The organism is Virgibacillus sp. W0181, assembly GCF_051846915.1.
Taxonomy (GTDB): Bacteria; Bacillota; Bacilli; order Bacillales; family Amphibacillaceae; genus JBPYCR01.
In genome coordinates this window covers 58,632-83,946 of record NZ_JBPYCR010000007.1, presented here as the reverse complement: position 1 = coordinate 83,946, position 25,315 = coordinate 58,632, and the positions used below count along the sequence as shown (strand labels likewise).

The following is a 25,315-nucleotide window of genomic DNA, read 5'->3' as shown; positions in this document are numbered from 1 at the left end:
TAAGCTCTCGAGTGCGGATATATACCCCTCGAGTGTGGATATAAGCTCCGAGTGCGGATATACTTGCCTTGAGTGTGGATATAAGCTCTCGAGTGCGGATATATTCCCCTTGAGTGCGGATATAAGCTCCTCGAGTGCGGATATATTCCTCTTGAGTGTGGATATAAGCTTCTGAGTGCGGATATATTCCCCTTGAGTGTGGATATAAGCTCTCGAGTGCGGATATATTCCCCTCAAGTGCGGATATATTCACCTTGAGTGTGGATATAAGCTCCGAGTGCGGATATATTCCCCTCGAGTGTGGATATAATCTTCTGAGTGCGGATATATTCCCCTCGAGTGTGGATATAAGCTCCTCGAGTGCGGATATATTCTCCTCGAGTGTGGATATGATCCCTTAAATGCGGGATATCCTTCAATTTTTTACTATTCAAATAAAAAATAGTGAGAGTAAGCAGGTATTTGTAAATCTTTGTAGAATATTGTAATTGTACGTAAGTTTTTAAAGGAAGTGATGTCTTGATTGTAATACCTCGTACAAAACCTCATATTATTTTGGCATACGAAGCTCTTTTTCGTCGGCTTAAGAAATCCCATCAAAACAATGAGCATTTACGTAATGAATACGCTCGATTTTATGCTGGGTTTATTGGAGAAAAGAGGGTCGACTATAAATTATCTTTATATCCCAATAATGATTTGTATTTATTTTACGGCTTGCGACTAAAGCATAGTGAGCATTATTTCCAGATTGATACGTTAATTTTAACGCCATCTTTTATCTGTATTGTGGAAATCAAAAATTTAAAAGGGACAGTGATTTATGATTCTTTGCAAAAACAGCTCATTCAACAGGTAGATGGAAAAGAAATTGGTTTTTCAGATCCAGTTTTACAAGCAGAAACGCAAAAATGGAACCTGAATAATTGGCTTCAACAATTCGATATTAATCTTCCCATAGAAACAATTGTGGTCTCCAGTCACCCCTCCTCCATCATAAAACACGTACATAACAATCCATCTTATTATAACAAATTCATTCATTTTGATAATTTGCCAACGCAATTAAATGAACGAAAGAAACAATTCAGCCAGAAAAAGTTGAATAAACCAAGTATAGACCGTCTTATCGATTTGATAATACAGCATAACGATCCACTGTACGCTGACTTACTCGCAAAATATCAAATAACAGCAAACCACTTAATGCAAGGTATCGTCTGTGAAAATTGCGGTTTTTACCCTATGCGTCGTTTATTTAGGAAATGGGGGTGTCCAAAGTGCAATTATTCCGATAAGCATAGCCATAAGCAATTACTTTTCGATTTCTTTCTCCTTTATAAGGATACGATTACCAATCTAGAATATCGTGAATTACTGCAAATTTCCTCTCCGCACACTGCATATAACTTGCTGAAGCCAATGAATCTTCATACTACTGGAGAAAATAAAGGTAGAAAATATTATGCTCCATCCTTAAATCATTTTCCTCAAGACTCAGATTTCCCTCAGAAGAAAAAACTGTTCCCACTAATAATGAATTCCACCGTCTTTAGCTAACGTAATAAAAGAGGGTGTCAAAAAGGCTAGGGAATAATCGCTTCGAATGAATAGCGACAAGTCGTGTTTCAATTGCTGTATTCAGCCCATCCTCCGGAATCACATTTTCTACGCTAAGCTATGCCATCTTGTATACCTTGCGTCGTTTTTATCTTTTTTAATTACGTAATAAAAGGGAAGCTGTTATGCTCCCCAAGAATGGTGATTTATTTTTTATTATAATTTTTTAAGGTTGCATTCATTTACCGCGTTTTATTTAATAGTTCTTCCAGTATTCTTTTATTATCCAACTGGTTTTTTTGGGATCTTTTTTTCTGGTGTGGTTTTCTTTGATTGTATTTTCGATGTGCTTTCCGTGCGATATTTGTTTCTTGTCGCTTCACCTCCCCTTAAGTGGCGAATAGATTTGTGGTAATCTAGAACTTCTTTTACTTGTCTTGCCAATTCAGGATTCACTTCTGGTAATCGTTCTGTCAAATCTTTATGAACTGTGCTCTTTGAAACACCAAACTCTTTTGCTATCATACGGACGGTTTTTCGTGATTCCACGACATAATTGCCTATCCTGATAGTCCTTTCTTTGATGTAATCGTGCACACCGTTCGCCTCCCTATGCTGAATTTCCGAGGTGTCGATAGAGACAAGGTGCAACATGTTTACGTGGCTCCCATGATTTAAACCGGTATAAGACGACTGCCTCCATATCTGCTAACGAATATCTCTTCTGCAGCGACGTACGATCTGTAATTGCCATTTCTATATGTAAAGAACGTTTAAATATGTAAATAGGAAAGACCACACAAGCTCTCACCTCAGACATTACTTGAATGCTTGGTTTGTAACATTTTATTACTCGTTGTACGTGTTTATGAGTAAAATTGCAAATTTTCCAAAATGGACAAGTAGTATTTTCAAAAAGGCTGTTCTATAATTTTTTATTGAACTGGATAAACATGATTGGATGTAGAATAAGATGGGGATTTTAGATGGATAACCTTGTCACTTTTTAGTGCAAACAGTTATAAATTTAAATATTCAACGATGTGTGCTTTTAAAGAAAAGCGATTTGCTAAATTACGTGTGGCATGTCGGAATAATTTTTCAAGCTTTGGAAAATGAGACGACATTTTTAAACGATATGATTTGTATACGCATTTTATGCAAAAAAATAACCCCGGGTAAATTCGGGGTCGATTGCTTTTCCTATATTATTAATTTTGTCTATGCGCGACCGGAAGATGTTGAGGATTCCATTTGCTTATCGGTATCTCCTTCATCTGTTTCATTTCCGGGTGCTTCTTGTTCTTCATCTGTACCTTCTTGCTCTTCAGATGCATCTTCTTCTTTTGAAGTATCTTTTTCCACTTCTTCTTCGGCTGCTTCGTCATTTTCCGTCTTAACGTTATCTAGCTTGCTTAATGGCTGGTTAAAGAAGTCTTCCGGATTAACCTGCATGTCATTTTTTCTAATTTCAAATTGGACATGGGTGCCACTGTCTTGACCAAATAGGTTTTTCCCTGCTGTTCCTATTTTGTCACCTTGTTTAATCTTGTCGTTTGCTTTCACGTCAACTTCTCCCAAGCTTGCATAATACGTGTCAACATCATTTTCATGGGAGATTACGACGACATTACCAAGCAATGGGTCTTCCTTTACTTCTGTAATTGTTCCACTAAGGGATGCAATTACGTCAAAAGGCTCTCCTTCTGCTGAAGCAATATCAATACCTGTACTTTGGTAGTAGCGGTTGTTATAAAGAATCAATCCACTTTCCTGATCCTTTTCATCTGCGTTGTAATCATAAAATTTAGTTACGATTTCTGCTTGTTCCTCATTTTTTACAGGCATTTTAATGACTTCTTGCTGGTCCATTACTGCTTCTGCATCTTCATTATATGGATCGGTACCGATTCCGTCAGCTGTCTCATTTTCCTCGACCTCATCAGGAATTTGGTTATCCACGTTCTGATACCATACAACAACGGTCAACAGAAGTGCTGCGATTGTTAAATACAGTGCAGGGAAAAACCACTTCTTGCGGAAAATGCGGCGAAACTTATTTTTAGAAGCGCCGTTTTGTTCTTCTTTCATTTGATCATCACCTCAACAACCATTGTGATCAAATAAAAGAGATTATATACATAATGTGGAAAAATTTTTATTTATTTTCGAATTTATTTCCCAATTTGGGAAACAGTAATAAATTTATGACGAAGAAGCCTGCAACGATATACGTAATTGGGTCAGTCGGAAACGAAAATATTAATGAAAAAAACAACTCAAATCAGTAGCAAAAAACAATTATTTAGAAACAAGGGTCGGTGCAATTTCATCTACATTACTCACTTCAACCCCTTGGTAATAATAGCTGACGATATTTTTGTAGTTTTGCCCTTCCTTTGCCATTCCATTGGCTCCGTATTGACTCATGCCGACTCCATGCCCGTACCCTTTAGTCGTAAAAACAAAGTGCCCATTTTTTTGCTCGATGGAAAAATCGCTAGAGCGCAAATCCAGCTTTTCGCGTACATCTCTGCCGCTAATTGTATGATCGGCCAGTGTCAGTTCGGCCACACGTCCACTTTCCGTCCGGGTAATTGCCGCTTGCATCGGCAATGCTTCTGGAAGATCTACTTGTAACGACTCTTCTACCTTTTGAATGGAAAATACTTTCTGATCTAAATATTTTGGTGAATCTTTATCCCAACTGCTTTCTACACTTCGTAAATAAGGCAGTTCGTTTTCCCAGTAATCTTCGGAATTTTCCGTGAAACCATTACTCGTTGAAAAAAATGCTGGTGTAATAGGTGCTTGATTATGCGTTAAAATTTCCCCTTGTGTTGCATATACCGCATTTCTAACCTTTTCCATTTTCCAGTCGAAGTCACTTCCCCATCTTTCGCGTAATTCCGTTTCGTTTTGATACACTTGATGTTTCGTCGTATCAGTTACATCTGGTTCCACATCTGCTTCATTGTGCATTAAATGATTAACGATATACGTCCGTGCTGCAAGTGCTTGTGCTTTTAATGCTTCTACTTCAAATTCTGCCGGCATTTCCGATGCAACGACTCTTGTCACATACGTTTCCAACGGGACATCCTCTATTTCGTCAGATACAGATCGCATAACTGCAACTGAAAAAGGAGAATCTGCTTGTTTAACAGTTGGTATTGCTTCCTGCTCTGTTGGCACCACTTGTTGATTGCCATCTTTAATAAATGGGATTACAATCAATGTCGGTACAACAACAATGATGATTACGAGTACTGAAACGAATAAAATAGCTGGGAGCTTCCATGAAGATTTCAACTGAGAAAAGCCGTTACGTGGTTTCAATGGTTGAGTATTACCTCTTTTTGTGTTTTCAACCTTGCTGATCCTCCGTTTTTGCTTTTCCTGAGCTCGTTCCAGCAATGTTGATTTTTTTTTAGGACGAATGTGTTTCTTCAATAAATGACGTTTATGTTTCATCAATATTTGCTGTCCTCCTCTGTAACCAAATTCAGCGAGAATTTTTCACACTACTATCGGATACGGTTGTATATCGATCGAACAACGGAATTGTTTTATTACACTCACCATGGAAGCGAGTTACTCGAGTGCTGGCGGATGTATTGTATCTATAAATACGTGCAATAAGCTAGTTGGATATTAGTGAATTTTTCACTTTAAATCATTAGCATATTTTTAATATTCTATCGCCCCCCTATTCTTTATTGTGCGGTTTTGTCCGGTAAATGACTGGTAAATACCAAAATTAATAGACACGGTTCAATAGGCTAACTCTATCCAAGCTGATCTGTGATGAATTGACATACATGTTGTAAGTGTTTTTGCGTGTTTAATGAGAAAGGTAAAAAGTGCTGAAATCCAGAGATACTTTTGAACAACTTCTACTACTATTTTTATACATCGTGAAGATAGAATAGAACTTTTATTTAACGCCAGGCTCAATCCAAATTGTTTTTTTATCAGCATCAATTGTCGCCTTGACTCCAAGTGGTACAGAGAAGTTCGGCTCACAATGGCCGATTTGAACGCCTGCTAGCACAGGAATATCCAATTTGGAAAAATAATGATGAAACACTTCATGCATCGTAAGCGTTGGCGTCTCTTTCGGAGCTGCTTCAGCAAAATCACCTACAATAACTCCAGTAGCTTCTTTCAACTTTCCTGCTAGTTTTAATTGATTTAGCATGGCGTCCACTTTATAAGGTTCCTCACCAATATCCTCTATTAAAATGATTTTTTCTTTTGTATCCATTTCAAAAGGAGTTCCGAGCGACCGAGTAATTAATGATAAATTGCCACCAACAAGCTGCCCTGTAGCTTTTCCTCTGGAGATTACATGTAAAGGAGATATTTTTTCAGAATAAAATAGTTCGGTAGGTTGGAATAATTGACGAAACATTTTGATGGACAAAGGGTGAACATTATCTTTACCGATTGATACAGTCATCGGACCATGAAATGTTATAAGTCCGGTTCGCTGTCGAATAGCTGTGTGCAAATACGTTATATCGCTATACCCCCAAATGATTTTTGGGTTTTGTGCAATTAAATGATAGTCAATATACGGTGCAATACGTGCTGCTCCATATCCTCCACGTGCAAAAATAATTGCTTTCACCGACTTACGGGCAATCATCTCATTAAAATCGTTCCATCTGTCCTCATCTCTGCCTGCTAAGTATCCATATTCCTTTTCCATATTGTTTCCGACCATTACATGTAAACCCATTTTCTGAAGCATAGTGATGCCATTATGCAAAGCCTTTTTATTCGGTGGGCTAGATGGAGAAACAATACCAATCGTATCACCCTTGTTTAATCGTTCCGGTTGAATCATATTCGTTTCCCCCTTTCTCAAAAGTTTACAGATAGACTCTGTATTATAAGTATGTTTCCAATAGGTTTTATATGTTTCTATAAAAAGTAACCTCTATCTTTGGAACGACGGCTCGTAGGTCCGAATAGTTTATCAAATAACCATTGAAAACTAACAGAAAACACATGTATATTTGTTCATAAAAAAAAGATGAAACAATTTCGTCTCACCTTTTTCATTAGATCATTGTATTTATTTAAGAAAGCTCTGCTATTACTCTATTAGTCTGATAATCTAAAGGTACGATTGGTGTGGTGTCCACTTTTTCTTCTACAGATTCGCTTACTCGTTTAATATTTGCACCAAGTTCAGCCAGTTTGCCCGACAGATCAACATAGCCACGATCCACATGTTTCAGTTCGGTTACTCGTGTGACACCTTCTGCTCGTAAACCTGCCAAAATAAGTGCTGCACCGGCACGTAAATCAGTCGCTGCTACTTCTGCACCTTGCAAATTGCGAGGACCTTCTATAATAACACTACGCCCCTCAATTTTCATTTTTGCATTCATGCGACGAAACTCTTCAACGTGCATAAACCGATTTTCAAATACTGTTTCAGTTAACACACTTGTTCCTTCTGCACAGAGCATCAATGCCATCATTTGCGATTGCATATCTGTAGGAAAACCCGGATACGGTAATGTTTTAATATCCGTTGGTTTTAATTGTTCCGGCCCAATCACTCGGATACCGCCGTTTTCTTCTGTAATTTTTACACCCATTTCCTGCAGTTTGGAAATAAGCGGTCGCAAATGTTCACTCTCTGCATTTTTAACAAGAACATTTCCACCTGTAATTGCCGTAGCAACCATGAATGTACCAGCTTCAATCCGATCTGGTATAATGGAATGTTTGGCGCCTTTTAAAGATTCAACTCCGATAATCTTAATTGTTTCTGTACCTGCTCCAATAACATTAGCACCCAATTTATTCATATAATTTGCAAGATCCATTATTTCGGGTTCTTTTGCACAGTTCTCAATGACTGTTTTTCCTTCAGCAAGTGCTGCAGCCATCATAATGTTCTCTGTTGCTCCGACACTGGGAACATCCAAATATATTTTGGCTCCTTGAAGACGTCCGTTTGCACGTACTTCAACAAAGCCGTTTCCAACACTTACTTGAGCTCCCATTGCTTCGAATCCCTTTAGGTGCAAATCAATTGGTCTTGTGCCAATCGCACATCCACCTGGAAGTGCAACTTTAGCATGACCATAACGAGCTAATAATGGACCCAGTACTAAGACAGATGCCCGCATTTTCCTTACATACTCAAACGGAGCTTCTGTTGTTAGTTGTTTGGTGGCATCTACAGTTATTGTATTGTTTTTAAATTTAACATTCGCATTCATACTGCGTAGTACTTCATTAATCGTATATACATCAGCTAGTTCCGGTACATTCGTTATAACACTTTTCCCTTCACTGGCGATCATGCTAGCTGCAATAACGGGTAGTACAGCGTTCTTAGCACCTTCTACCTTAACGGAACCACTCAGCCGCTCTCCGCCCCTTACGATGATCTTTTCCATGTGTTAAATCTCCTTCAATTTCTAGTCTCACTACATTAATATTCATTTACTAGGATAGGTGTTCCGATTGTTAAATTGGATTGATCGGGTCCTGCACCTTTTTCCACAATTTGAATGTTCACAGGACTATTCTTAATCGGTATTTTCGTCTCCCATAGTGGTGTATACCCATATATCAACTTTTTATGCGTCGAATTTTCTACTGTGTCAGTTTGTGTAGACATATGTAGCAAATTAAAGTTATTTTGTAGACTATCTAATAAAACACTAATATCCATTATACCACTATCTGTTGTCTTCAGACAAGTAAACAGTTGCGAAGATTGTGTGAAAACCGCAATATTTGTCTGCATATAGGAGCGATATTTTTCTAACACCGTATGATCCCAGTAATCACCGTTAATAACGGCAACAATTTCTGCATGATCCCTCTGCTTAGGAATGATTACATTATAGTATACGGAGAACGGTTCGCCTTTATTAGTGTCCCCAATGACATATTTTATAACATTTTCATCTTCAGTAACAGTGACCAAGTGACTATCTTTAAGTTCCTTTAACAAATTATGTGCCTTTTCGTTCGAAATCTTTTCTTTTACAATTACTTCCCATTCAGCGATATCTTGTTTATGTTCCATTAAAAAGGTCGCTATAAGTATAAGTTCATCACGTTCTATTGGCTGAGCAGTTCCAGTTGAGGTGATAAGAAGAAATATAAATGCAGTGAATAATATCGTATTTTTCATGAAAAAATCCCCCTTGAACATACTAGAAACAGTATGTACCGGCGGATCCTAATTCATACGAAACAAATTGCGACAAACCTCGTAACGATCTCCTTTTATTATGAAAGGACATGTCGTTCCATGAAATTTGTTATTAAAACAAATATATGAGATTTTGTGATGCATTCAGTATGTCAAGCACAAAACGACTGACATTTGTACCAATGAAGATAGTAACAAAAATGATCAATATCCTAGCTTCAACAATCTTCCCTTTTCTGATTAACGGGTCGACATTAAGGGATTGTATAGCAACCCAGGTAATATAAATAAAAATCAAGTGCGAAATCATAGTAACAAGTGCCATTTGGCCAATTGAAAACATATAAACCACCTAACTACTTGAATGAAGTTCGATTATAATAGATACTTTGCCATTCACAGTACTGTTTGTCAATAAAATAAGAATTAGTAATGGATAAATTGGTTGTGTAAAAAAAGCATCATGCGGAAATAACACAAAAAGCTTTATTTCCCGGGAAATATCGACACCGTTTATAGCTGAGAAAATTTCCTTAACAACAAAAGCACACAACACTTCATTCCGAAATGCTGTGTGCTTTTACAAATGACCATTTTAATTTATCTTAACGTTATTTCGCAAGATCTAAACGGTTCATTGCTCGTTTGAGTGCCAATTCAGCCCGTTGGAAATCGACTTGGTCTTGATTTGACTGTAGCAGTTGCTCCGCACGTTCCTTTGCTTTTTCGGCACGTGTAACATCAATCTCGGAAGGCTTTTCCGCTGATTGGGCAAGAACGGTTATTTTGTCGGGACGAACTTCCAAAAATCCACCATTTACAGCAATCTTTTCCTCATCGCTGCCTCGCTTTAAGCGAACAGAACTAATTGTTAATGGGGCAACCATTGGAATGTGTCCAGGTAAAATACCAAGTTCTCCATTTTCTGCTTTACAACTAATCATCTCGAAGTCATCTTCCAAAACAGGGCCATCAGGAGTAACAACACTCACCGTTAGAGTTTTCAATGTAACCCCTCCCAGAGACTATTGAAGCATCGGGCTTAAAATCACGTTCTTTTATGAGCAAGTAATTCAATACTCAGTCCAAGTGCTCCTAATTTAAACTTCCATTCCTTTTGCTTTTTCCACTACTTCTTCAATACGGCCGACCAAACGGAATGCGTCCTCTGGCAGGTCATCATATTTTCCTTCAAGAATTTCTTTGAATCCTTGAACTGTTTCACTAACCTGTACATATGACCCTTTTTGGCCGGTAAACTGCTCAGCTACGTGGAAGTTTTGTGATAGGAAGAACTGAATACGGCGTGCACGGTCAACCGTTTGTTTATCCTCATCACTTAATTCATCCATACCTAAAATGGCAATAATGTCCTGTAATTCCCGGTAACGCTGAAGTGTACGCTGAACAGCAGTTGCCACTTCATAATGTTCGTCACCAACAATTTCCGGATCCAGTGCGCGAGAAGTTGAAGCCAATGGATCAACCGCAGGATAAATCCCTTGCTCGGATAATTTACGATCAAGGTTTGTCGTTGCATCCAAGTGAGCAAACGTCGTCGCAGGTGCCGGGTCTGTGTAGTCATCGGCAGGTACATAAATAGCCTGGATTGATGTAACAGATCCTTTATTTGTTGAAGTAATACGCTCTTGTAACTGTCCCATTTCCGTTGCAAGTGTTGGCTGATACCCTACCGCTGATGGCATACGACCAAGAAGTGCCGAAACTTCGGAACCTGCTTGTGTAAATCGGTAGATGTTATCAATAAACAACAATACGTCCTGTCCTTGCTCGTCACGGAAGTATTCTGCCATCGTAAGTCCTGATAGTGCAACACGCATACGTGCACCAGGTGGTTCGTTCATCTGTCCAAAAACCATTGCTGTTTTTTCGATAACGCCGGAATCTTTCATTTCGTAGTAAAGGTCGTTCCCTTCACGAGTACGCTCTCCAACACCAGCGAACACGGAAATACCGCCATGCTCTTGTGCAATGTTATTGATAAGCTCCTGAATAAGTACGGTTTTACCTACACCAGCACCACCAAACAAACCGATTTTTCCACCTTTAATATATGGTGCTAAAAGGTCAACTACTTTGATACCTGTTTCCAAAATTTCTGTTTCTGTAGATAAGTCTTCAAATTGTGGAGACTGTCTGTGAATCGGATCCTTACGTGTGTCTTCCGGAAGCGGCTCATCAAGATCAATATTTTCACCTAAAACGTTAAATACACGTCCTAATGTTACGTCGCCGACCGGTACAGAGATAGGCCCGTTCATACTTGTTACTTCCAATCCGCGCTTAATTCCATCCGTTGAGCCCATAGCAACTGTCCGTACTGCATTATCACCAAGGTGCAATGCCACTTCCAAAGTAAGGGTATCTTCCTCACCTGCTTCCTGAGCTTCCAACTGGACGATCAATGCATCATAAATTTCAGGTAGCTGTTCGTCTGCGAATTTTACATCAACGACAGGTCCCATTATTTGTGTTACATGTCCTTTACTCATCGATTTCCCTCCTAACTTCTTTCAAAATCCTTTATTATTCGAGTGCAGCAACTCCACCAATTATTTCGGTTATTTCTTGTGTAATAGCCGCTTGGCGAGCACGGTTATACGATAATGTTAAGTCACCAATCAAGTCATCGGCGTTATCCGTTGCACTTTTCATTGCCGTCATACGGGCAGCATGTTCACTAGCTTTTGCTTGTAGCAATGCACCATAAATCAAACTTTCCGCATATTGTGGCAGTAATGTTTTTAAAATTTGTTCTTGGTCTGGCTCATATTCATAATCACTTGCCGCACCACTGCTTTCAATATTCGTAATTGGAAGCAATGTTTTTGTTGTTACAACTTGGGAAATAGCACTGACATAATGATTGTAAATGATGATTAACTCATCTATTTCTTCATCGCTGTACATTTGCACGGATTTTGATGCCAATTCCTTAATTTCTGCAAATCGTGGCTGATCGGATAGTCCGAGCACGTTTTGGGAAACTGGTAAATCTCGCTTCGTACAAAAGTCAAAACCCATTCGCCCAACGGTTATTACAGTATATTCATCTGTTGAATTATGACGTTTGTGGATGGACTGGTACAAATGCTTTAAAACACTACTGTTGTATGCACCTGCAAGTCCACTATCTGAAGTAATGACCAAGTAGCCAGTCTTTTTTACGTCACGTCTTTTCAACATGGGGTGTGAAACATCCGAGTTGTTATTTGCAATACTTGCAACAACTTCTTGGATCTTATCACTGTATGGAGCAAATTTCCGTGCATTTTCTTCTGCTCTCGACATTTTGGAGGCAGAAACCATTTGCATCGCATTCGTTATTTGTTTTGTTTTCGTCGTTGAATCTATACGACCTTTTATCTCTCTAAGTGATGCCAAGCTTTTCACCACCCTTTCAAAGCAGAATTCAGGTTTAGAATGAGGCGTCTAACTGCTGTCTCAAGCTCTAAACCTTCTATTCTAAATAATCAACCTTCTTATTTACTTTCTGTTGGTAAAAATGTTTTCTTGAACGAATTAATAGCATTTGCCATATCGTCATCTTCAGGAAGCTTTCCTGTTTCTCGGATCGTTGCTAGTAATTCTTCGCTATTACCGTCAAGCCACATGTTGAATTCCTCTTCAAACCGAACAATATCTTCTACTGAAATGTCATCAAGGAATCCTCTTGTCAAGGCATATATAATCATAACTTGTTTTTCTACAACGAGTGGTTTATGAAGACCTTGCTTCAAAACCTCAACCGTACGTTGTCCTCGGTTTAACTTTGCTTGTGTAGCTTTGTCAAGGTCAGAACCGAATTGAGCAAATGCTTCAAGCTCACGGAAAGCTGCAAGATCAAGACGCAAAGTTCCCGCTACTTTTTTCATTGCTTTAATTTGTGCGGAACCACCAACACGTGATACCGAAAGACCAGGGTTAATCGCCGGACGAACCCCTGAGAAAAATAGGTCAGACTGTAAGAAAATCTGTCCATCCGTTATCGAAATAACGTTTGTTGGAATATAAGCAGAAATATCGCCTGCCTGTGTTTCAACGAAAGGTAATGCAGTTAAAGAACCTCCGCCAAGATCATCATTTAGTTTCGCAGCTCGTTCCAATAGACGGGAGTGTAAATAGAATACATCCCCTGGAAATGCTTCACGACCCGGTGGACGGCGCAACAATAAGGACAGCTCACGATATGCAGCTGCCTGCTTGGATAAGTCATCATAAACAACAAGTACGTGCTTGCCGTTATACATGAATTCTTCACCCATTGATACTCCGGCATATGGAGCCAAATACAATAATGGTGCAGGCTCTGACGCTCCTGCAGATACAACAATTGTATAATCTAGAGCACCGTAGCGTCGAAAAGTTTCAACTGTGCTTCTAACTGTAGATTCCTTTTGACCGATCGCTACATAGATACAAATCATATCCTGATCTGCTTGATTTAAGATGGTGTCCACTGCTACAGTCGTTTTACCTGTTTGACGGTCACCGATAATAAGCTCACGCTGCCCTCTTCCAATTGGTACGAGTGCGTCGATCGCTTTAATCCCAGTCTGCAATGGCTCATCAACTGATTTACGAGCCATAACACCCGGTGCAGCTGATTCAATTGGACGTGTTTTTGTCGTTTCAGCAGGACCTTTCCCGTCAATCGGCTGGCCAAGCGGGTTGACAACACGACCCAATAGTTCCTCTCCTACCGGTACTTGCATAATTCGACCTGTTCGGCGAACTTCATCGCCTTCTTTAATTTCGGTATATGGTCCTAGAATAACGATACCAACGTTACTTTCCTCCAGGTTTTGTGCCATACCGATAACACCGTTCGAAAATTCGACGAGTTCACCGGCCATAACATTGTCAAGGCCATGAGCACGTGCGATCCCGTCACCGATTTCAATAACGGTTCCGATATCACTTACTTCAATATCTGAATCGAAATTTTCGATTTGCTGTTTTATCAGCGTACTGATTTCTTCAGCTTTAATGCTCATACCATTTCACCCCTATCTCCATTAGTTTACAGTTACAATACTTCGTTCCATACGTTTTAATTTTCCACTGATGGTACCGTCGTAAATCGTACTCCCGATGCGAATTTTCATTCCGCCGATTAGCTCGGGATCAACAATGTTTTTAATTTTAATTGTATTTTTATCGAACCGTTTGGCGAAAGACGCTTCCAACTCTTTCTTTTCTGTTTGCGATAGTTCCCGAACAGAGTATACAGTAGCTTCTGCAATTCCTTTTGCATCATTGTATAGCTGGATAAAGTCATCTACCATAGATGGGATAATACCCACACGCTGGCGTTCTACAAGAATTTTCAATGTGTTTAAAACATCAGTCTGGATGCCTTGAAATACTTCTTCCAGAAACTGTTTCTTTTTCTCGTTATTTATACGAGGATGCTTCAGGAATATAAAAAGACTATCATTCACTTCGAATACTTCTTTAACTACACCTAGTTCTTCTATTAATTGATCCAATGTAGCTTTTTCGTCGCCAATTTGAAAAAGAGCATCTGCATATCGTTTGGCAACTACGGCATCACTCATAGCTCTTCTCCTACCTCTTTAATATAGTCATTGATCAATTCTTCTTGATCCTGTGCGCTTAATTCCTTCTCAATTACTTTACTTGCAATAAGAACGGATAGTGAAGCCACTTTATCTTGAAGTGCTTGAATTGCTTTCTCTTTTTCGTTTTCGATTTCCTCTTGTGCCGCTTTCTTAATTCGATCTGCTTCAAGACGTGCCGATTGAACGATATCCTTTTCTTGTCTTACACCAGCATTTTTCGCGTCTTCTATCATTGTTTGTGCTTCTTGCTTTGTTTGCTTTAATTGTTCAACCGCTTCTTTTGATGCTTGTTCCGCCTCTGCCCGGCTTTTTTCTGCTGCTTCAATTTCACCTGCAACATAGTCTTCCCGTTTTTTCATCATGTCCATGACAGGTCCCCAGGCATACTTGCGTACTAAAATAAGCAATACGATAAAGAAGAAAAGTTGAACGAGCATGTCTCCAACACGAAGACCACCCAACACAGCATATACATGTGTATAATCCGTAAGTGCTTGCACAGAATTCACTCCTTCCACATCGGTCATAAATATATAACGACAATACAATTATTTGTTCTCCGTATAAACACAACGGCGAAGGTAAACATCCGCTTCGCCATTTGCTTTAAAAGAGGTCGGTCAAATAATCCGACAGAACCTCCTTTTTGAAACACATACAAAAGGTGTTACATAACGATTAATGCGATAACTACACCAATGATCGGCACAGCTTCTACCAACGCAACCCCGATAAACATTGTTGTTTGCAATTGACCTCTAAGTTCTGGTTGACGAGCAATCCCTTCAACTGTACGACTTACGATCAAACCGTTACCAATACCTGCACCAAGTGCACCTAATCCTACTGCAATTGCAGCTGCTAAAGCTCCCATAATATAAATCCTCCTCATAATTTTTATATCATTTATTCATTATTTCCAGTTTCAACAGAATATCTATTAAAGCTGGGTTATACATATGTTTTAATGTTCGTCGCTAACTTTGTGTGAAATGAACACTAATGTCAGCATGGTGAATATAAATGCCTGTATTCCTCCAATGAAGATACTGAAACCTTGCCATGCGAGGAATGGGATTGCTCCACCAAGGAAACCAAAGACACCTGAAGTAGTCAGTCCTACCAATAGTGCCAAAAGAACTTCTCCGGCGTACAAGTTACCAAATAGACGTAAACCTAATGTTAACGTATTGGCAAACTCTTCGATCAACTTGATCGGAAACAGTACCGGGATTGGTCTGAAATAATCAAGGAAGTATTCTTTTCCGCCCCGCATCTTTATCCCGTAAAAGTGAGATAATAAAATGACCATTGTTGATAGGGTAAGTGTAATGCCTGGATCGGCTGTCGGTGATTTCCACCATACCTCATCTCCAAACACCCCATTTGTAATAACGCCAAGCAAATTACCAACTAAAATGTAAGTAAATAATGTAAGTGCTAGCGGAAGAAAGGTTTTTCCTGTTTTCCAGTCCATTGTGTCATTAATCATGCCTTTAATGAAATCAAGAATCCATTCCATTACATTTTGTGTACCTGTTGGTTTCATTTCAAGTTTTCTGGCACCTAGCACACATAAGACAAATACGATCAGTGACGAAATGGCTATCATCAATACGTTGGACAAGTTAAAATCCAACCAGGAAATACCAAATACATTTTCCACAATTGGTGCTCCGTGATCCATACAAATTCACCCCGCTTTCAGACCAGTTTTGTTCAAGTTAGTCGGCTTCAACGCCAAGTCGGTATTGGCGAAGGCCTTTGTGACGCTTATGCAGTGAGAAAGTACTATTCCTTCTCAATCTACTTAAGTGAAAAACAGCGGCAGTAAACTTTTAGTTGCCGTGTTGTTGTACAGCTGGGGAGCGGTTGCCATCCCCTATCTGTTAAACAAAATAAAATCCAGCATAATGACAAAGTACGCTGTCATTAACCCAGCAATAAAACCGATTAAATCGATATTTTCTTCAAAGCGAACTACGATAAGTACTCCTAAGGCAACGGCAGCTAAGCGGGACAATGTGCCAAGTCCCCTTGCCTTCTTTTTTTTCTCTACGGCTTCGGAAAAATCATTTATTTTCTTTTGCATTAAGCTTAAATTATAAAAGCTAATGATACTTCCTAAGACAAGCCCGAAAAAAATGCTTGTGTAAGGTGTAAGCCCAGCCCCAAGTACTAAAAGTGCGAGAAGATAGAGCATCCACTTTCGTTGTCGAACAACCATTCTTTCATAATTCAACATTCCTCACTCTTCTCTTCTAAATCATTAAAGTAATAGAAAACTGTCCGCAAAAACTAATTTTTGCAGGAAGAACTTTTGCTCTTGTATTTTTCATACTGTTTTTCCTTCAGAAAGCACATAGTTATGCAGTATAAAATAATACAATCCACACCTTGCAATTCTACCTTAGCGATACAGCATTGTCAATTAGTATCAGTTATTGACAATAAGGGTATAAAAGCGTACACCTTACATGCTTTTTGCTCTGCCCCTTTGCCATTATAAAGGAAGAATCCTGTCGAAAGGATGACATTTTTGTGAACATTTTTTTGGTATTTAGTCGCTTAAAAAACTCTTTACTTATTCGGCTGAGCACCATCTATCATCAGCTCTGTTTCATGGCTTTCATAAGCTCCACTTTCCAGTTCGACGGTAATGACTGCTTTATAGTAGCCTGGATTAATTTTTACATTCTCTATTTCCCCTTTATTCATCCCAATGTCAACATCTTTTAATGTAAGTAGCTTTTGTTTATACAAGAGTGATTCAGCATCATATAGATGGACGTCAACTTTATTTGCACGTTCAGTCATATACAACTGGTATGTATATGTATGATTATCGGAAAAAGGGTTCAATGAAAATTGAAAGCCTGTTGCCTTTTCATAGTCTGCTGTTTGATTAACGAATAAATACGGTAAATGGATTGTTTTTTCCGTATCTTTACTTTCAAGTACAATCCAGTCTTGATAGATCCCTTCATTTATAAGGGAAGGAATTGTAGTCAATTCAATTGGCAGTTGTTTTTTCTCCCCTTTTTTCACAGTAAAGCTTTGCGGTAATTTAAAGGTTAATCCTTTTCTCTGCTTCGGAATGTTGAAATGGAAGGTTTGGGGCGCATCAGACATATTTTCGATTGTTATATTTCTTTCATTTATTACTTTATAATCTTCCATTTTTCCAAAAGTGAGTAATGGCTCAGTTATGATTGTTTTCGTGTGTAACGCTTGGCTAATTGAAATATTTCCCATCCCCTGAACGTTCGGCTCAAGCAGTTCTCCATCTACTTTTATTGGCTGTGCGGTTGTTTTTAAAGCGCCAATAATTTGTTTGTTTGTCCAATTAGGCTTTGCTTCTTTAATGACGGCAATCGCGCCGGTCACATGGGGAGCTGCCATGCTTGTTCCATTAAAAGCATCGTAGCCGCCGGGAACGGTGCTCAAAATATTTGTTCCGGGTGCGAGAATATCAGGCTTTATTCGCCAGTTCACAGTTACCGGCCCCCTGGAGCTGAAGGTAGCTGTCGTTGTTTCCATCTCTTCATATCTTGTATCCATGTACAATGTTTTGGTCTTCATTTTATTCAGCAACCATTTTCCGTCATTACCCGCTATAGCTGCAGCAGGAATTGTAATTGGATCTTCTTCATTTGTAATCGCTCCCTGAAATGCCTCATCGTTATTATAAATGATTGCCGCAACCGCGCCTTTTTGTTCTGCTGTTTGAATGAGTTCATAAAAAGGTGTTTCTGATCGTGTTATAACCGCTATTTTACCATTTATATCCCCCTGTTCAGCGAGTCGAACGATTGGATAATCTTTCGACAGGTTCCACGGAACGGAGCCGTCCACTGGAGATATTTGGATCGTTTTTTCATTTAAAGGCTCATATATATAAGGGATTTTCTGCGGATTAGTTGCCGCTCCGACTCCAACTGCTTTTGATGCTGTAGCAGGAGATCCGACCGTCCAGTTGTCCGGCCCGTCATTACCATTAGCTATGACAACTGCTGTTCCAAGCTCTACTGCTTTATTCACCGCTTTGCTTGTCGGATAATCCGGTCCATTCACCGTATTGCCAAGCGATAAATTAATAATATCCATTCCATCTTTCACAGCTTGTTCCATTGCGGCAATAACCTGAATCGAACTACCTGCTCCGCCAGGACCCAATGCCCGATAAGCATAAATATCCGCATCTGGAGCCACACCTTTCAGACTTCCATTTGATGCGATAATCCCCGATACATGGGTGCCATGAGCAGTTGGCATTCCTTCAGACGGTTGTGTTTCCATTGGATCGTCATCCAAATCAACAACATCATAACCACCTTTGTAATTTGCATTTAGATCAGGATGATTATAATCGATGCCGGTATCAACCACCCCCACTTTAACTCCTTTCCCTGTGTAATTCGTATCATTTATGGCAGAAGGAAGGACAACATTTGATTTGCCGAATAGTTCATATTCGTTCGGCATGTTGATCGGATTTTGCATTGTTTTGTATGTATGGACAGGATGGACGGCTTTGACAAAATCCTGACGACCTGCCCTAACCAATTTTTCCGGCTTCCCTTGTAATGCGATACCGGTGAATAGCGTGTCATAAACAGCTACCACTTTCACGAAGGGATGATGCAATTCCAAGTATTCCTCATGTTCACTTGGATCCCCTTCTACCTCTATAATGATAGAATCCTGATCTTGTTGTTCTGTTGACGCGTCAATGGTATCAGGCGTAAAAATAAGCTGGGATAACGATAAGAATAGAAGGACAAGTATGTGCATATAGGGGGGGCTCCTTTTTTAAAAAAAATCAAAAAGTATAAAATTTTGTTTATAGCTATCTAGCTTCGACGTACAAATTTTTTCGATGGGAAGAAAGCGTAGCTACAGTCCCAGGATGTTCTAGTGCAAGTCTTTTCGGTGGGGCGAGCATTCACGCGCAGTCCCAGGACGTGGCGTTCTAAGCCTGCCAGCCCAGCCCCTCGAGGTCTTAAGCAATAACTCTTCGTGACAATAACCGCCGCTACGATTTCTTGCTTAAGCTATGCCTGAGGCTGACCAGGGCGCTTGCGCTTTTCTTAGCCTTAGTTTTTGGAAAAAAAGGAGGAATATACATTAAATCACTCTGTAAAACAAACACCATCGAAGTTGTTTTTATTCAATAAACCCACTTAAAAAACGTCAAAAAAACAGCTAATGGGAAGACATTAACTGTTTTGTGTTTTATATATTTAATTAGTGTACTGAAGTTGAATCACAATCGACAGTACACATGATTAATTTTTTGAATCAAAATATTCTACAATCGCGTCGGCAATTCGTGCTGAAGCATGTCCATCACCGTATGGATTAGCTGCTTGTGCCATTTCCTTGTATGCTGATGGGTCAGAAAGTAATTCATTGGCCATATTGAAAATGGTCTCTTCATCGGTTCCGGCAAGCTTTAATGTCCCCGCATCAATCCCTTCCGGACGTTCAGTCGTGTCACGCAGCACGAGAACCGGCACACCAAGTGAAGGCGCTTCTTCCTGAATACCACCGGAATCCGTCAGAATTAAATGGGATTTCGCTGCAAAGTTATGAAAATCTACAACGCCAAGCGGTTCAATTAATTGTATCCGGTCATCGTTCCCGAGAATTTCATCGGCTGTCTGTTTAACGACTGGATTTAAATGGACGGGATAGATAACACGGATATCGTCGTGTGTTTCAACGAGACGTTTTATTGCTCGAAACATTTGCTCCATGTTATTTCCGAGATTTTCGCGACGATGGGCTGTCATTAATACTAATCGGTTGTTATCAAGACCATCCAGTAACGGGTGCGTATAACTCGAATCAACGGTTGTTTTTAATGCATCAATCGCCGTATTCCCTGTTACAGTGATGCTTTCTGGCGCTTTATTTTCATTTAACAAATTTTGTTTCGATTTATCCGTCGGCGAAAAGTGTAAATCAGCCATCACACCAGTTAGTTGCCGGTTCATTTCTTCCGGATAAGGGGAATATTTATCCCACGTACGTAAACCTGCTTCCACATGTCCGAGCGCAATTTGATTGTAATAAGCAGCAAGTGAAGCGGCAAAAGTTGTACTAGTATCGCCATGAACGAGTACGATATCCGGCTTTGTTTCTTTCATTACTTCATCAAGACCTTCGAGCGCTCTCGTCGTAATTTGGGCGAGTGATTGCTTGCTTTTCATAATGTTTAGATCATAGTCTGCAGTGATATCGAAAATTTCCATGACTTGATCGAGCATTTCTCGGTGTTGCGCTGTAACAGTAACGATCGATTCGAATTCATCGGATCGTTTATTCAGTTCTAATACAAGGGGTGCCATTTTAATTGCTTCCGGCCTTGTCCCGAAAATCGACATCACTTTAATTTTTTTACGCATGCCATCGTTTCACTCCAATTTATATTCGTTCACACAGTTCTCCTATAACTAGCAAAAATACCAACAACTTCCAAGCATTCTATTAGTTAAAACATTTTATTGTTACACTTCACAAAAAAATCGAAATGGAACTATTTCGTACCAAATAGACGATCTCCAGCATCACCAAGACCAGGTACGATATATCCTTTTTCATTCAATTCATCGTCAAGTCCACCTAAGTATATGTCAACATCGGGATGGTTTTCTTTAATTAATTCCACGCCTTCAGGAGCAGCAATTAAACACATCAAGCTTATACTTTTTGCACCGCGTTTTTTCAACGAATCAATGGCATCATTGGCAGATCCGCCAGTTGCAAGCATCGGATCAAGGACAATCAATTTACGCTCGGCAATATCAGACGGTAACTTAATATAATATTCGACAGGCAGTAATGTTTCCGGGTCACGATAAAGCCCAACATGACCGACCCGAGCAGCAGGAAGTAAATTAAGCATTGCATCTACCATTCCTAATCCTGCTCGCAAAATTGGAATCAAGCCAATTTTTTTACCGGCTAATATATTCGATTTCGCTTCTTTCACAGGAGTCTCAACTGTTATTTCCTTCAGTGGAAGATCTCTCGTAATTTCAAAAGCCATCAACATGGAAACTTCATCAACGAGCTCTCGGAACTCTTTCGTTCCCGTGTTTTTATCTCTTATGTATGTTAACTTATGCTGTATTAGCGGATGTTCCAGTACAAATACGTTGCTCACGCTATTACATCCTCTCTTATTTTAGTCCATCGTCAAAATTGTACAGAAAAAGACTACAGCTTTCAAGCGTGAATCCTTCGATTACGTTAAGAAATGAATCTAGATATGTTTTGATCAATGCATTGTATATAAATTACTATTGCAAATATGGAAATGGTCAACATTGGGCAAAATGACACTATACTTGCAGAGGTCAACACCTTTATGGATGATCCAAAAGTTCGTTATATTTATACATACCCTATAAATATAGCTAGCAGGAACACTGTCGAAAAAGTGTGTCTGCTAGCTTATTTTATAAACTATATTTTATCCGCGCACATGCTGTAACCACTCTTTTTATACGTAAAGTGGAAATTTGCTCGTTAGCTCTAATACGCGCTTGGAAGCTTCCTCTAATTTAGCTTCGTCTTCATGGTTCTTCAATGTTAAAGCAATAATTGCTGCGACTTCCTTCATATCGGTTTCTTTAAACCCACGTGTCGTTACAGCCGCTGTTCCTACACGGACACCGCTCGTTACAAATGGACTTTCCGTATCATATGGGATTGTGTTCTTATTTGCGGTTACACCGACTTTATCAAGCACTTCCTCGGCTACTTTTCCAGTCAGTTGTAACGGTGTAACATCAAGCAGCAACAAATGATTGTCTGTACCTCCGGAAACGATGCGGATTCCTTCTTCAGTCAAGGCTTCACTGAATGCTTTGGCATTGGCGATAATTTGTTTAACATATGTTTTAAAATCTTCACTTAGCACTTCTTTAAATGAAGCTGCTTTTGCAGCAATCACGTGCATTAAAGGGCCTCCCTGCAAACCCGGGAAGACGGTTTTATCAATTTGCTTTGCATATTTTTCTTTGCATAAAATCATGCCGCCACGTGGACCGCGCAATGTTTTATGTGTCGTCGTTGTAACAAAGTCCGCATACGGGATCGGATTTGGATGAAGTCCAGCAGCGACAAGCCCGGCAATATGTGCCATATCAGCCATTAAATACGCCCCAACTTCATCTGCAATTTCCCGAAATTTGCTGAAGTCAATTTCACGAGAATAAGCACTGGCACCTACTACAATTAGCTTCGGTTTTACTTCTTGTGCTTTATTTAAAACATCATCATAATCAATTAATTCTGTTTCCTTGTCCACGCCATATTCAACAAAATTATAAAACTTGCCGCTATAGTTAACCGGACTGCCATGAGTTAAATGCCCACCGTGGCTTAAGTTCATGCCTAATACCGTGTCGCCAAGTTCCAAGATTGTGAAGTAAACGGCCATGTTTGCTTGGGCACCAGAGTGTGGTTGTACATTCACATGATCTGCACCAAAGATTTCTTTAGCACGATCGCGTGCCAAATTCTCGGCAACGTCGACATACTCGCACCCACCGTAATATCGCTTATCCGGATATCCTTCTGCATATTTATTCGTCAGTACAGAACCTTGTGCTTCCATTACAGCTTCCGATACAAAATTTTCCGAGGCGATGAGTTCTATTTTTTCCTGCTGTCGTTTTCTCTCCGCTTGGATTGCTTCGTATAGCTCTTGATCATCACGCTTTAAATGTTCCATTCCTTGAACCTCCCGTATTTCACCGATTTTCATTTCAATACTTTTTTATCATATCAAAAATTGATAGGTTGTTCATGTATTATACGTACCGACTATTCTACCAAAAAAGGAACCGTCTGTCTGTTTCCATCTCCCGCTTGTCGACAGACGCTGCGATGAAAAAACAAGCAACTACACAATGTACAGCATTTATTCGGCTGCAAAAGAAAATTGTGTTTCGCAGGTAAATCGTCCGTTTTCAAACGTTTTTTCCTTCAAATAAATATAATTGTTTTTGTCAACAAGTAAAACGGTTGAGGCGCGTGTGCCATAATCGGGCATAACAATAAACTGGGACGATAATTTACGCTCCAAATCATAACCCACTCCTGTATCAGGAAGATTTTCATCATTTGCTTCCGTCGTGTCGGAAATCGTCCGAAACAATTCATCTGGTTGATCAATCGTTTGATTAACACTTGTATATGATTTTAAATTTTTATTTCCTTGTATCACTTTTGGCCATGGCGTATTCAAAAAGTGATTGCTTAACCCGTGCGTACCCGGGGAGATCTGTTTAACCTCATTTTCAATATTAGAATAATAAAAAAGTTGATCTGGATCTCCAACTATAATGTTATAACCATTATATTCCTGGCGGTGCTTTTGCAACGAAGCTATATACTCAGCAGGTGCTGTATCCTTTTTTAAATAATTAGCCACTATGTCCCCGCGCGAACGTGGACTGATTGCTTTTTGACTCGAATCGCGATAGTTGGTCAAAGCAGCAAATCGACCTGTTTTTGTAATTCCAAGCCATGTTCCCATTCGTTGTAAATCTCGACCGGCCAAAATTTGCGGATAATCTTCCCAAAAGTGAGCTGCAGCTGTCGGTCGATTGTAGAATTCATCTCGATTCGCTGTCAAGATGAGTTTATAGTTCGGATGCTCATGAAATTGAAAGTTAATCAAGCACATTCAAATCTTTCCTTCCGGTTCCGTTGAGTAAAGCTAAACGCCCTTTTAACCGCGTAGGTTAAGAGGGCATTGAAAAGCTATCGCTATATTATCTTGTTAAAAACAGCTTTAATGCTTTTTCAGCAGTTTGAACTTCTATCACTATTACCTTTTTAGGCATTAGCTAAAAATATTTCCAGGCTTCATGAAAATTATTTATAGCAAGCACGGACTCCACCAACAAGCTTTGGTCTAGTGCGGGCTCCTGTTACCCGTGCCTCTCCGACCATTTTTTGTTCAAATCGAAGTGGGACGGCAACGTGCTTTAAATGCATACCGATCATCGTATCACCGATATCCATGCCCGCATGTGCATGAATCGTTTCTACTACAACAGGGTCCTTCTTCTGTTTGTATGCATATGCAGCCATGGACCCGCCGGCTTTAGCTACTGGTATGACTGCTACATCATCCAATCGCAGATTTTGCAATAGTTCACGGTCGATAACGAGTGCCCGATTTAAGTGTTCACAACATTGAAACACAAGGTGAATACCTGTTGCTTGTTCCAGCTTTTCGAGTTGCTCCAAAATAACTGCTGCTATTTCTTCACTACCGGAAGTTCCAATATGTTCCCCAGCAACTTCGCTTGTCGAGCAGCCAATAACAAATAACTGCCCTGCTTTTAAGTGTCCACTATTTTCCCATTCGGAAACAATTGTAGCCATATCCTTTTTCACTCGGTCCAAAAACTGTTTCATTTCTCATTCACCTTTCTTTCGTTGTGGGAGCAATGGAAACTGCACCATACACCCGCTGATTTGAGCAAGTCTTATTCATTTTCGTAGGTTGCTATTTTTCCTATTCGATTTGCATGGCGACCACCATCAAATTCTGTTTCTAACCATACTTTGGCAATTTCTCGTGCCAGTCCTGGTCCAACTACACGCTCTCCCATTGCAAGCACATTGGAGTCATTATGCTGCCTTGTTAGCTTTGCACTGTACACATCATGGGTCAACGCACATCGAATGCCTTTTACTTTATTTGCGGATATTGACATGCCGATACCCGTTCCACAAATAAAAATTCCACGGTCAAACTCGCCCTCAGCCACTCGCTTCGCAGCCGGTAACGCATAGTCCGGATAATCAACAGAAGTTGTACAGTCACAACCGGTATCCTCGTATTCAATACCCATTTCCTCCAGCAAGCTGATCACTTCATTACGCACTGTCATGCCAGCATGATCTGCTGTTATAATTACTTTCATTT

General features: G+C 39.7%; 24 protein-coding genes. 1 reads left to right on the top strand and 23 read right to left on the bottom strand.

Annotated features, from left to right (window positions below; genetic code table 11):
• Nucleotides 1-519: 519 nt before the first annotated feature.
• Nucleotides 520-1,560: a nuclease-related domain-containing protein gene (locus ACLIBG_RS04845; RefSeq protein WP_439311595.1), complete on the top strand. Its 1,041-nt coding sequence runs from the start codon at nt 520-522 to the stop codon at nt 1,558-1,560.
• Between the two features lie 282 nt (nt 1,561-1,842).
• On the opposite strand, the gene spoIIID is transcribed toward ACLIBG_RS04845, so the two are convergent.
• The 23 genes from spoIIID to rpiB form a co-directional block, all read right to left on the bottom strand.
• Entirely contained in the window at nt 1,843-2,157 is a 315-nt protein-coding gene (gene spoIIID, locus ACLIBG_RS04840; RefSeq protein WP_439311594.1) for a sporulation transcriptional regulator SpoIIID, read from the bottom strand.
• 624 nt (nt 2,158-2,781) lie between these two features.
• Nucleotides 2,782-3,651 carry a peptidoglycan DD-metalloendopeptidase family protein gene (locus tag ACLIBG_RS04835; protein ID WP_439311593.1) on the bottom strand — a complete coding sequence of 290 codons (870 nt, stop codon included), beginning with the start codon at nt 3,649-3,651 and terminating at the stop codon, nt 2,782-2,784.
• A 210-nt stretch (nt 3,652-3,861) separates the two neighbouring features.
• Nucleotides 3,862-5,034, bottom strand: coding sequence for a stage II sporulation protein D (gene spoIID / locus ACLIBG_RS04830; RefSeq protein ID WP_439311641.1), 1,173 nt, complete (start codon nt 5,032-5,034; stop codon nt 3,862-3,864).
• Between the two features lie 463 nt (nt 5,035-5,497).
• Entirely contained in the window at nt 5,498-6,412 is a 915-nt protein-coding gene (locus ACLIBG_RS04825; RefSeq protein WP_439311592.1) for a S66 peptidase family protein, read from the bottom strand.
• Nucleotides 6,413-6,647: 235 nt separating this feature from the next.
• Entirely contained in the window at nt 6,648-7,985 is a 1,338-nt protein-coding gene (murA, locus tag ACLIBG_RS04820; protein ID WP_439311591.1) for a UDP-N-acetylglucosamine 1-carboxyvinyltransferase, read from the bottom strand.
• Nucleotides 7,986-8,020: 35 nt separating this feature from the next.
• Nucleotides 8,021-8,731 (bottom strand): YwmB family TATA-box binding protein, encoded by a 711-nt coding sequence (locus ACLIBG_RS04815; RefSeq protein WP_439311590.1) that lies wholly within the window; start codon nt 8,729-8,731, stop codon nt 8,021-8,023.
• Between the two features lie 133 nt (nt 8,732-8,864).
• Nucleotides 8,865-9,095 carry a DUF1146 family protein gene (locus tag ACLIBG_RS04810; protein WP_439311589.1) on the bottom strand — a complete coding sequence of 77 codons (231 nt, stop codon included), beginning with the start codon at nt 9,093-9,095 and terminating at the stop codon, nt 8,865-8,867.
• A gap of 268 nt (nt 9,096-9,363) precedes the next feature.
• Nucleotides 9,364-9,759, bottom strand: a complete 396-nt coding sequence (locus ACLIBG_RS04805; protein WP_439311588.1) for a F0F1 ATP synthase subunit epsilon — start codon at nt 9,757-9,759, stop codon at nt 9,364-9,366.
• 93 nt (nt 9,760-9,852) lie between these two features.
• Complete coding sequence (gene atpD / locus ACLIBG_RS04800) at nt 9,853-11,265, bottom strand: F0F1 ATP synthase subunit beta (RefSeq protein ID WP_439311587.1); 1,413 nt, start codon at nt 11,263-11,265, stop codon at nt 9,853-9,855.
• 34 nt (nt 11,266-11,299) lie between these two features.
• Nucleotides 11,300-12,157, bottom strand: coding sequence for an ATP synthase F1 subunit gamma (gene atpG, locus ACLIBG_RS04795; protein ID WP_439311586.1), 858 nt, complete (start codon nt 12,155-12,157; stop codon nt 11,300-11,302).
• A gap of 98 nt (nt 12,158-12,255) precedes the next feature.
• A complete protein-coding gene (atpA, locus tag ACLIBG_RS04790) occupies nt 12,256-13,770 on the bottom strand; it encodes a F0F1 ATP synthase subunit alpha (RefSeq protein WP_439311585.1) in 1,515 nt (504 codons plus the stop codon).
• A 21-nt stretch (nt 13,771-13,791) separates the two neighbouring features.
• Entirely contained in the window at nt 13,792-14,334 is a 543-nt protein-coding gene (locus ACLIBG_RS04785; protein ID WP_439311584.1) for a F0F1 ATP synthase subunit delta, read from the bottom strand.
• Nucleotides 14,331-14,885 carry a F0F1 ATP synthase subunit B gene (gene atpF, locus ACLIBG_RS04780; RefSeq protein ID WP_439311640.1) on the bottom strand — a complete coding sequence of 185 codons (555 nt, stop codon included), beginning with the start codon at nt 14,883-14,885 and terminating at the stop codon, nt 14,331-14,333. Before atpF ends, ACLIBG_RS04785 begins: the two co-directional genes overlap by 4 nt.
• 140 nt (nt 14,886-15,025) lie before the next feature.
• Nucleotides 15,026-15,232 carry a F0F1 ATP synthase subunit C gene (gene atpE / locus ACLIBG_RS04775; RefSeq protein WP_439311583.1) on the bottom strand — a complete coding sequence of 69 codons (207 nt, stop codon included), beginning with the start codon at nt 15,230-15,232 and terminating at the stop codon, nt 15,026-15,028.
• Nucleotides 15,233-15,322: 90 nt separating this feature from the next.
• The gene (gene atpB / locus ACLIBG_RS04770) at nt 15,323-16,045 is read right to left on the bottom strand and encodes a F0F1 ATP synthase subunit A (protein WP_439311582.1); all 723 of its coding nucleotides are present in this window, start codon (nt 16,043-16,045) and stop codon (nt 15,323-15,325) included.
• 195 nt (nt 16,046-16,240) lie between these two features.
• A complete protein-coding gene (locus tag ACLIBG_RS04765) occupies nt 16,241-16,603 on the bottom strand; it encodes an ATP synthase subunit I (RefSeq protein WP_439311581.1) in 363 nt (120 codons plus the stop codon).
• A 335-nt stretch (nt 16,604-16,938) separates the two neighbouring features.
• On the bottom strand, nt 16,939-19,152 hold the full coding sequence (locus ACLIBG_RS04760; protein ID WP_439311580.1) for a S8 family serine peptidase: 2,214 nt from the start codon (nt 19,150-19,152) through the stop codon (nt 16,939-16,941).
• Nucleotides 19,153-19,646: 494 nt separating this feature from the next.
• On the bottom strand, nt 19,647-20,768 hold the full coding sequence (gene wecB / locus ACLIBG_RS04755) for a non-hydrolyzing UDP-N-acetylglucosamine 2-epimerase (protein ID WP_439311579.1): 1,122 nt from the start codon (nt 20,766-20,768) through the stop codon (nt 19,647-19,649).
• A gap of 131 nt (nt 20,769-20,899) precedes the next feature.
• Nucleotides 20,900-21,529: a uracil phosphoribosyltransferase gene (gene upp / locus ACLIBG_RS04750; protein WP_439311578.1), complete on the bottom strand. Its 630-nt coding sequence runs from the start codon at nt 21,527-21,529 to the stop codon at nt 20,900-20,902.
• A 339-nt stretch (nt 21,530-21,868) separates the two neighbouring features.
• A complete protein-coding gene (gene glyA / locus ACLIBG_RS04745; RefSeq protein WP_439311577.1) occupies nt 21,869-23,104 on the bottom strand; it encodes a serine hydroxymethyltransferase in 1,236 nt (411 codons plus the stop codon).
• Between the two features lie 189 nt (nt 23,105-23,293).
• Nucleotides 23,294-24,061: an NRDE family protein gene (locus ACLIBG_RS04740; protein WP_439311576.1), complete on the bottom strand. Its 768-nt coding sequence runs from the start codon at nt 24,059-24,061 to the stop codon at nt 23,294-23,296.
• A 191-nt stretch (nt 24,062-24,252) separates the two neighbouring features.
• The gene (locus ACLIBG_RS04735; RefSeq protein ID WP_439311575.1) at nt 24,253-24,801 is read right to left on the bottom strand and encodes a TIGR01440 family protein; all 549 of its coding nucleotides are present in this window, start codon (nt 24,799-24,801) and stop codon (nt 24,253-24,255) included.
• Nucleotides 24,802-24,872: 71 nt separating this feature from the next.
• Nucleotides 24,873-25,313, bottom strand: a complete 441-nt coding sequence (gene rpiB, locus ACLIBG_RS04730; protein ID WP_439311574.1) for a ribose 5-phosphate isomerase B — start codon at nt 25,311-25,313, stop codon at nt 24,873-24,875.
• Between the last annotated feature and the right edge of the window lie 2 nt (nt 25,314-25,315).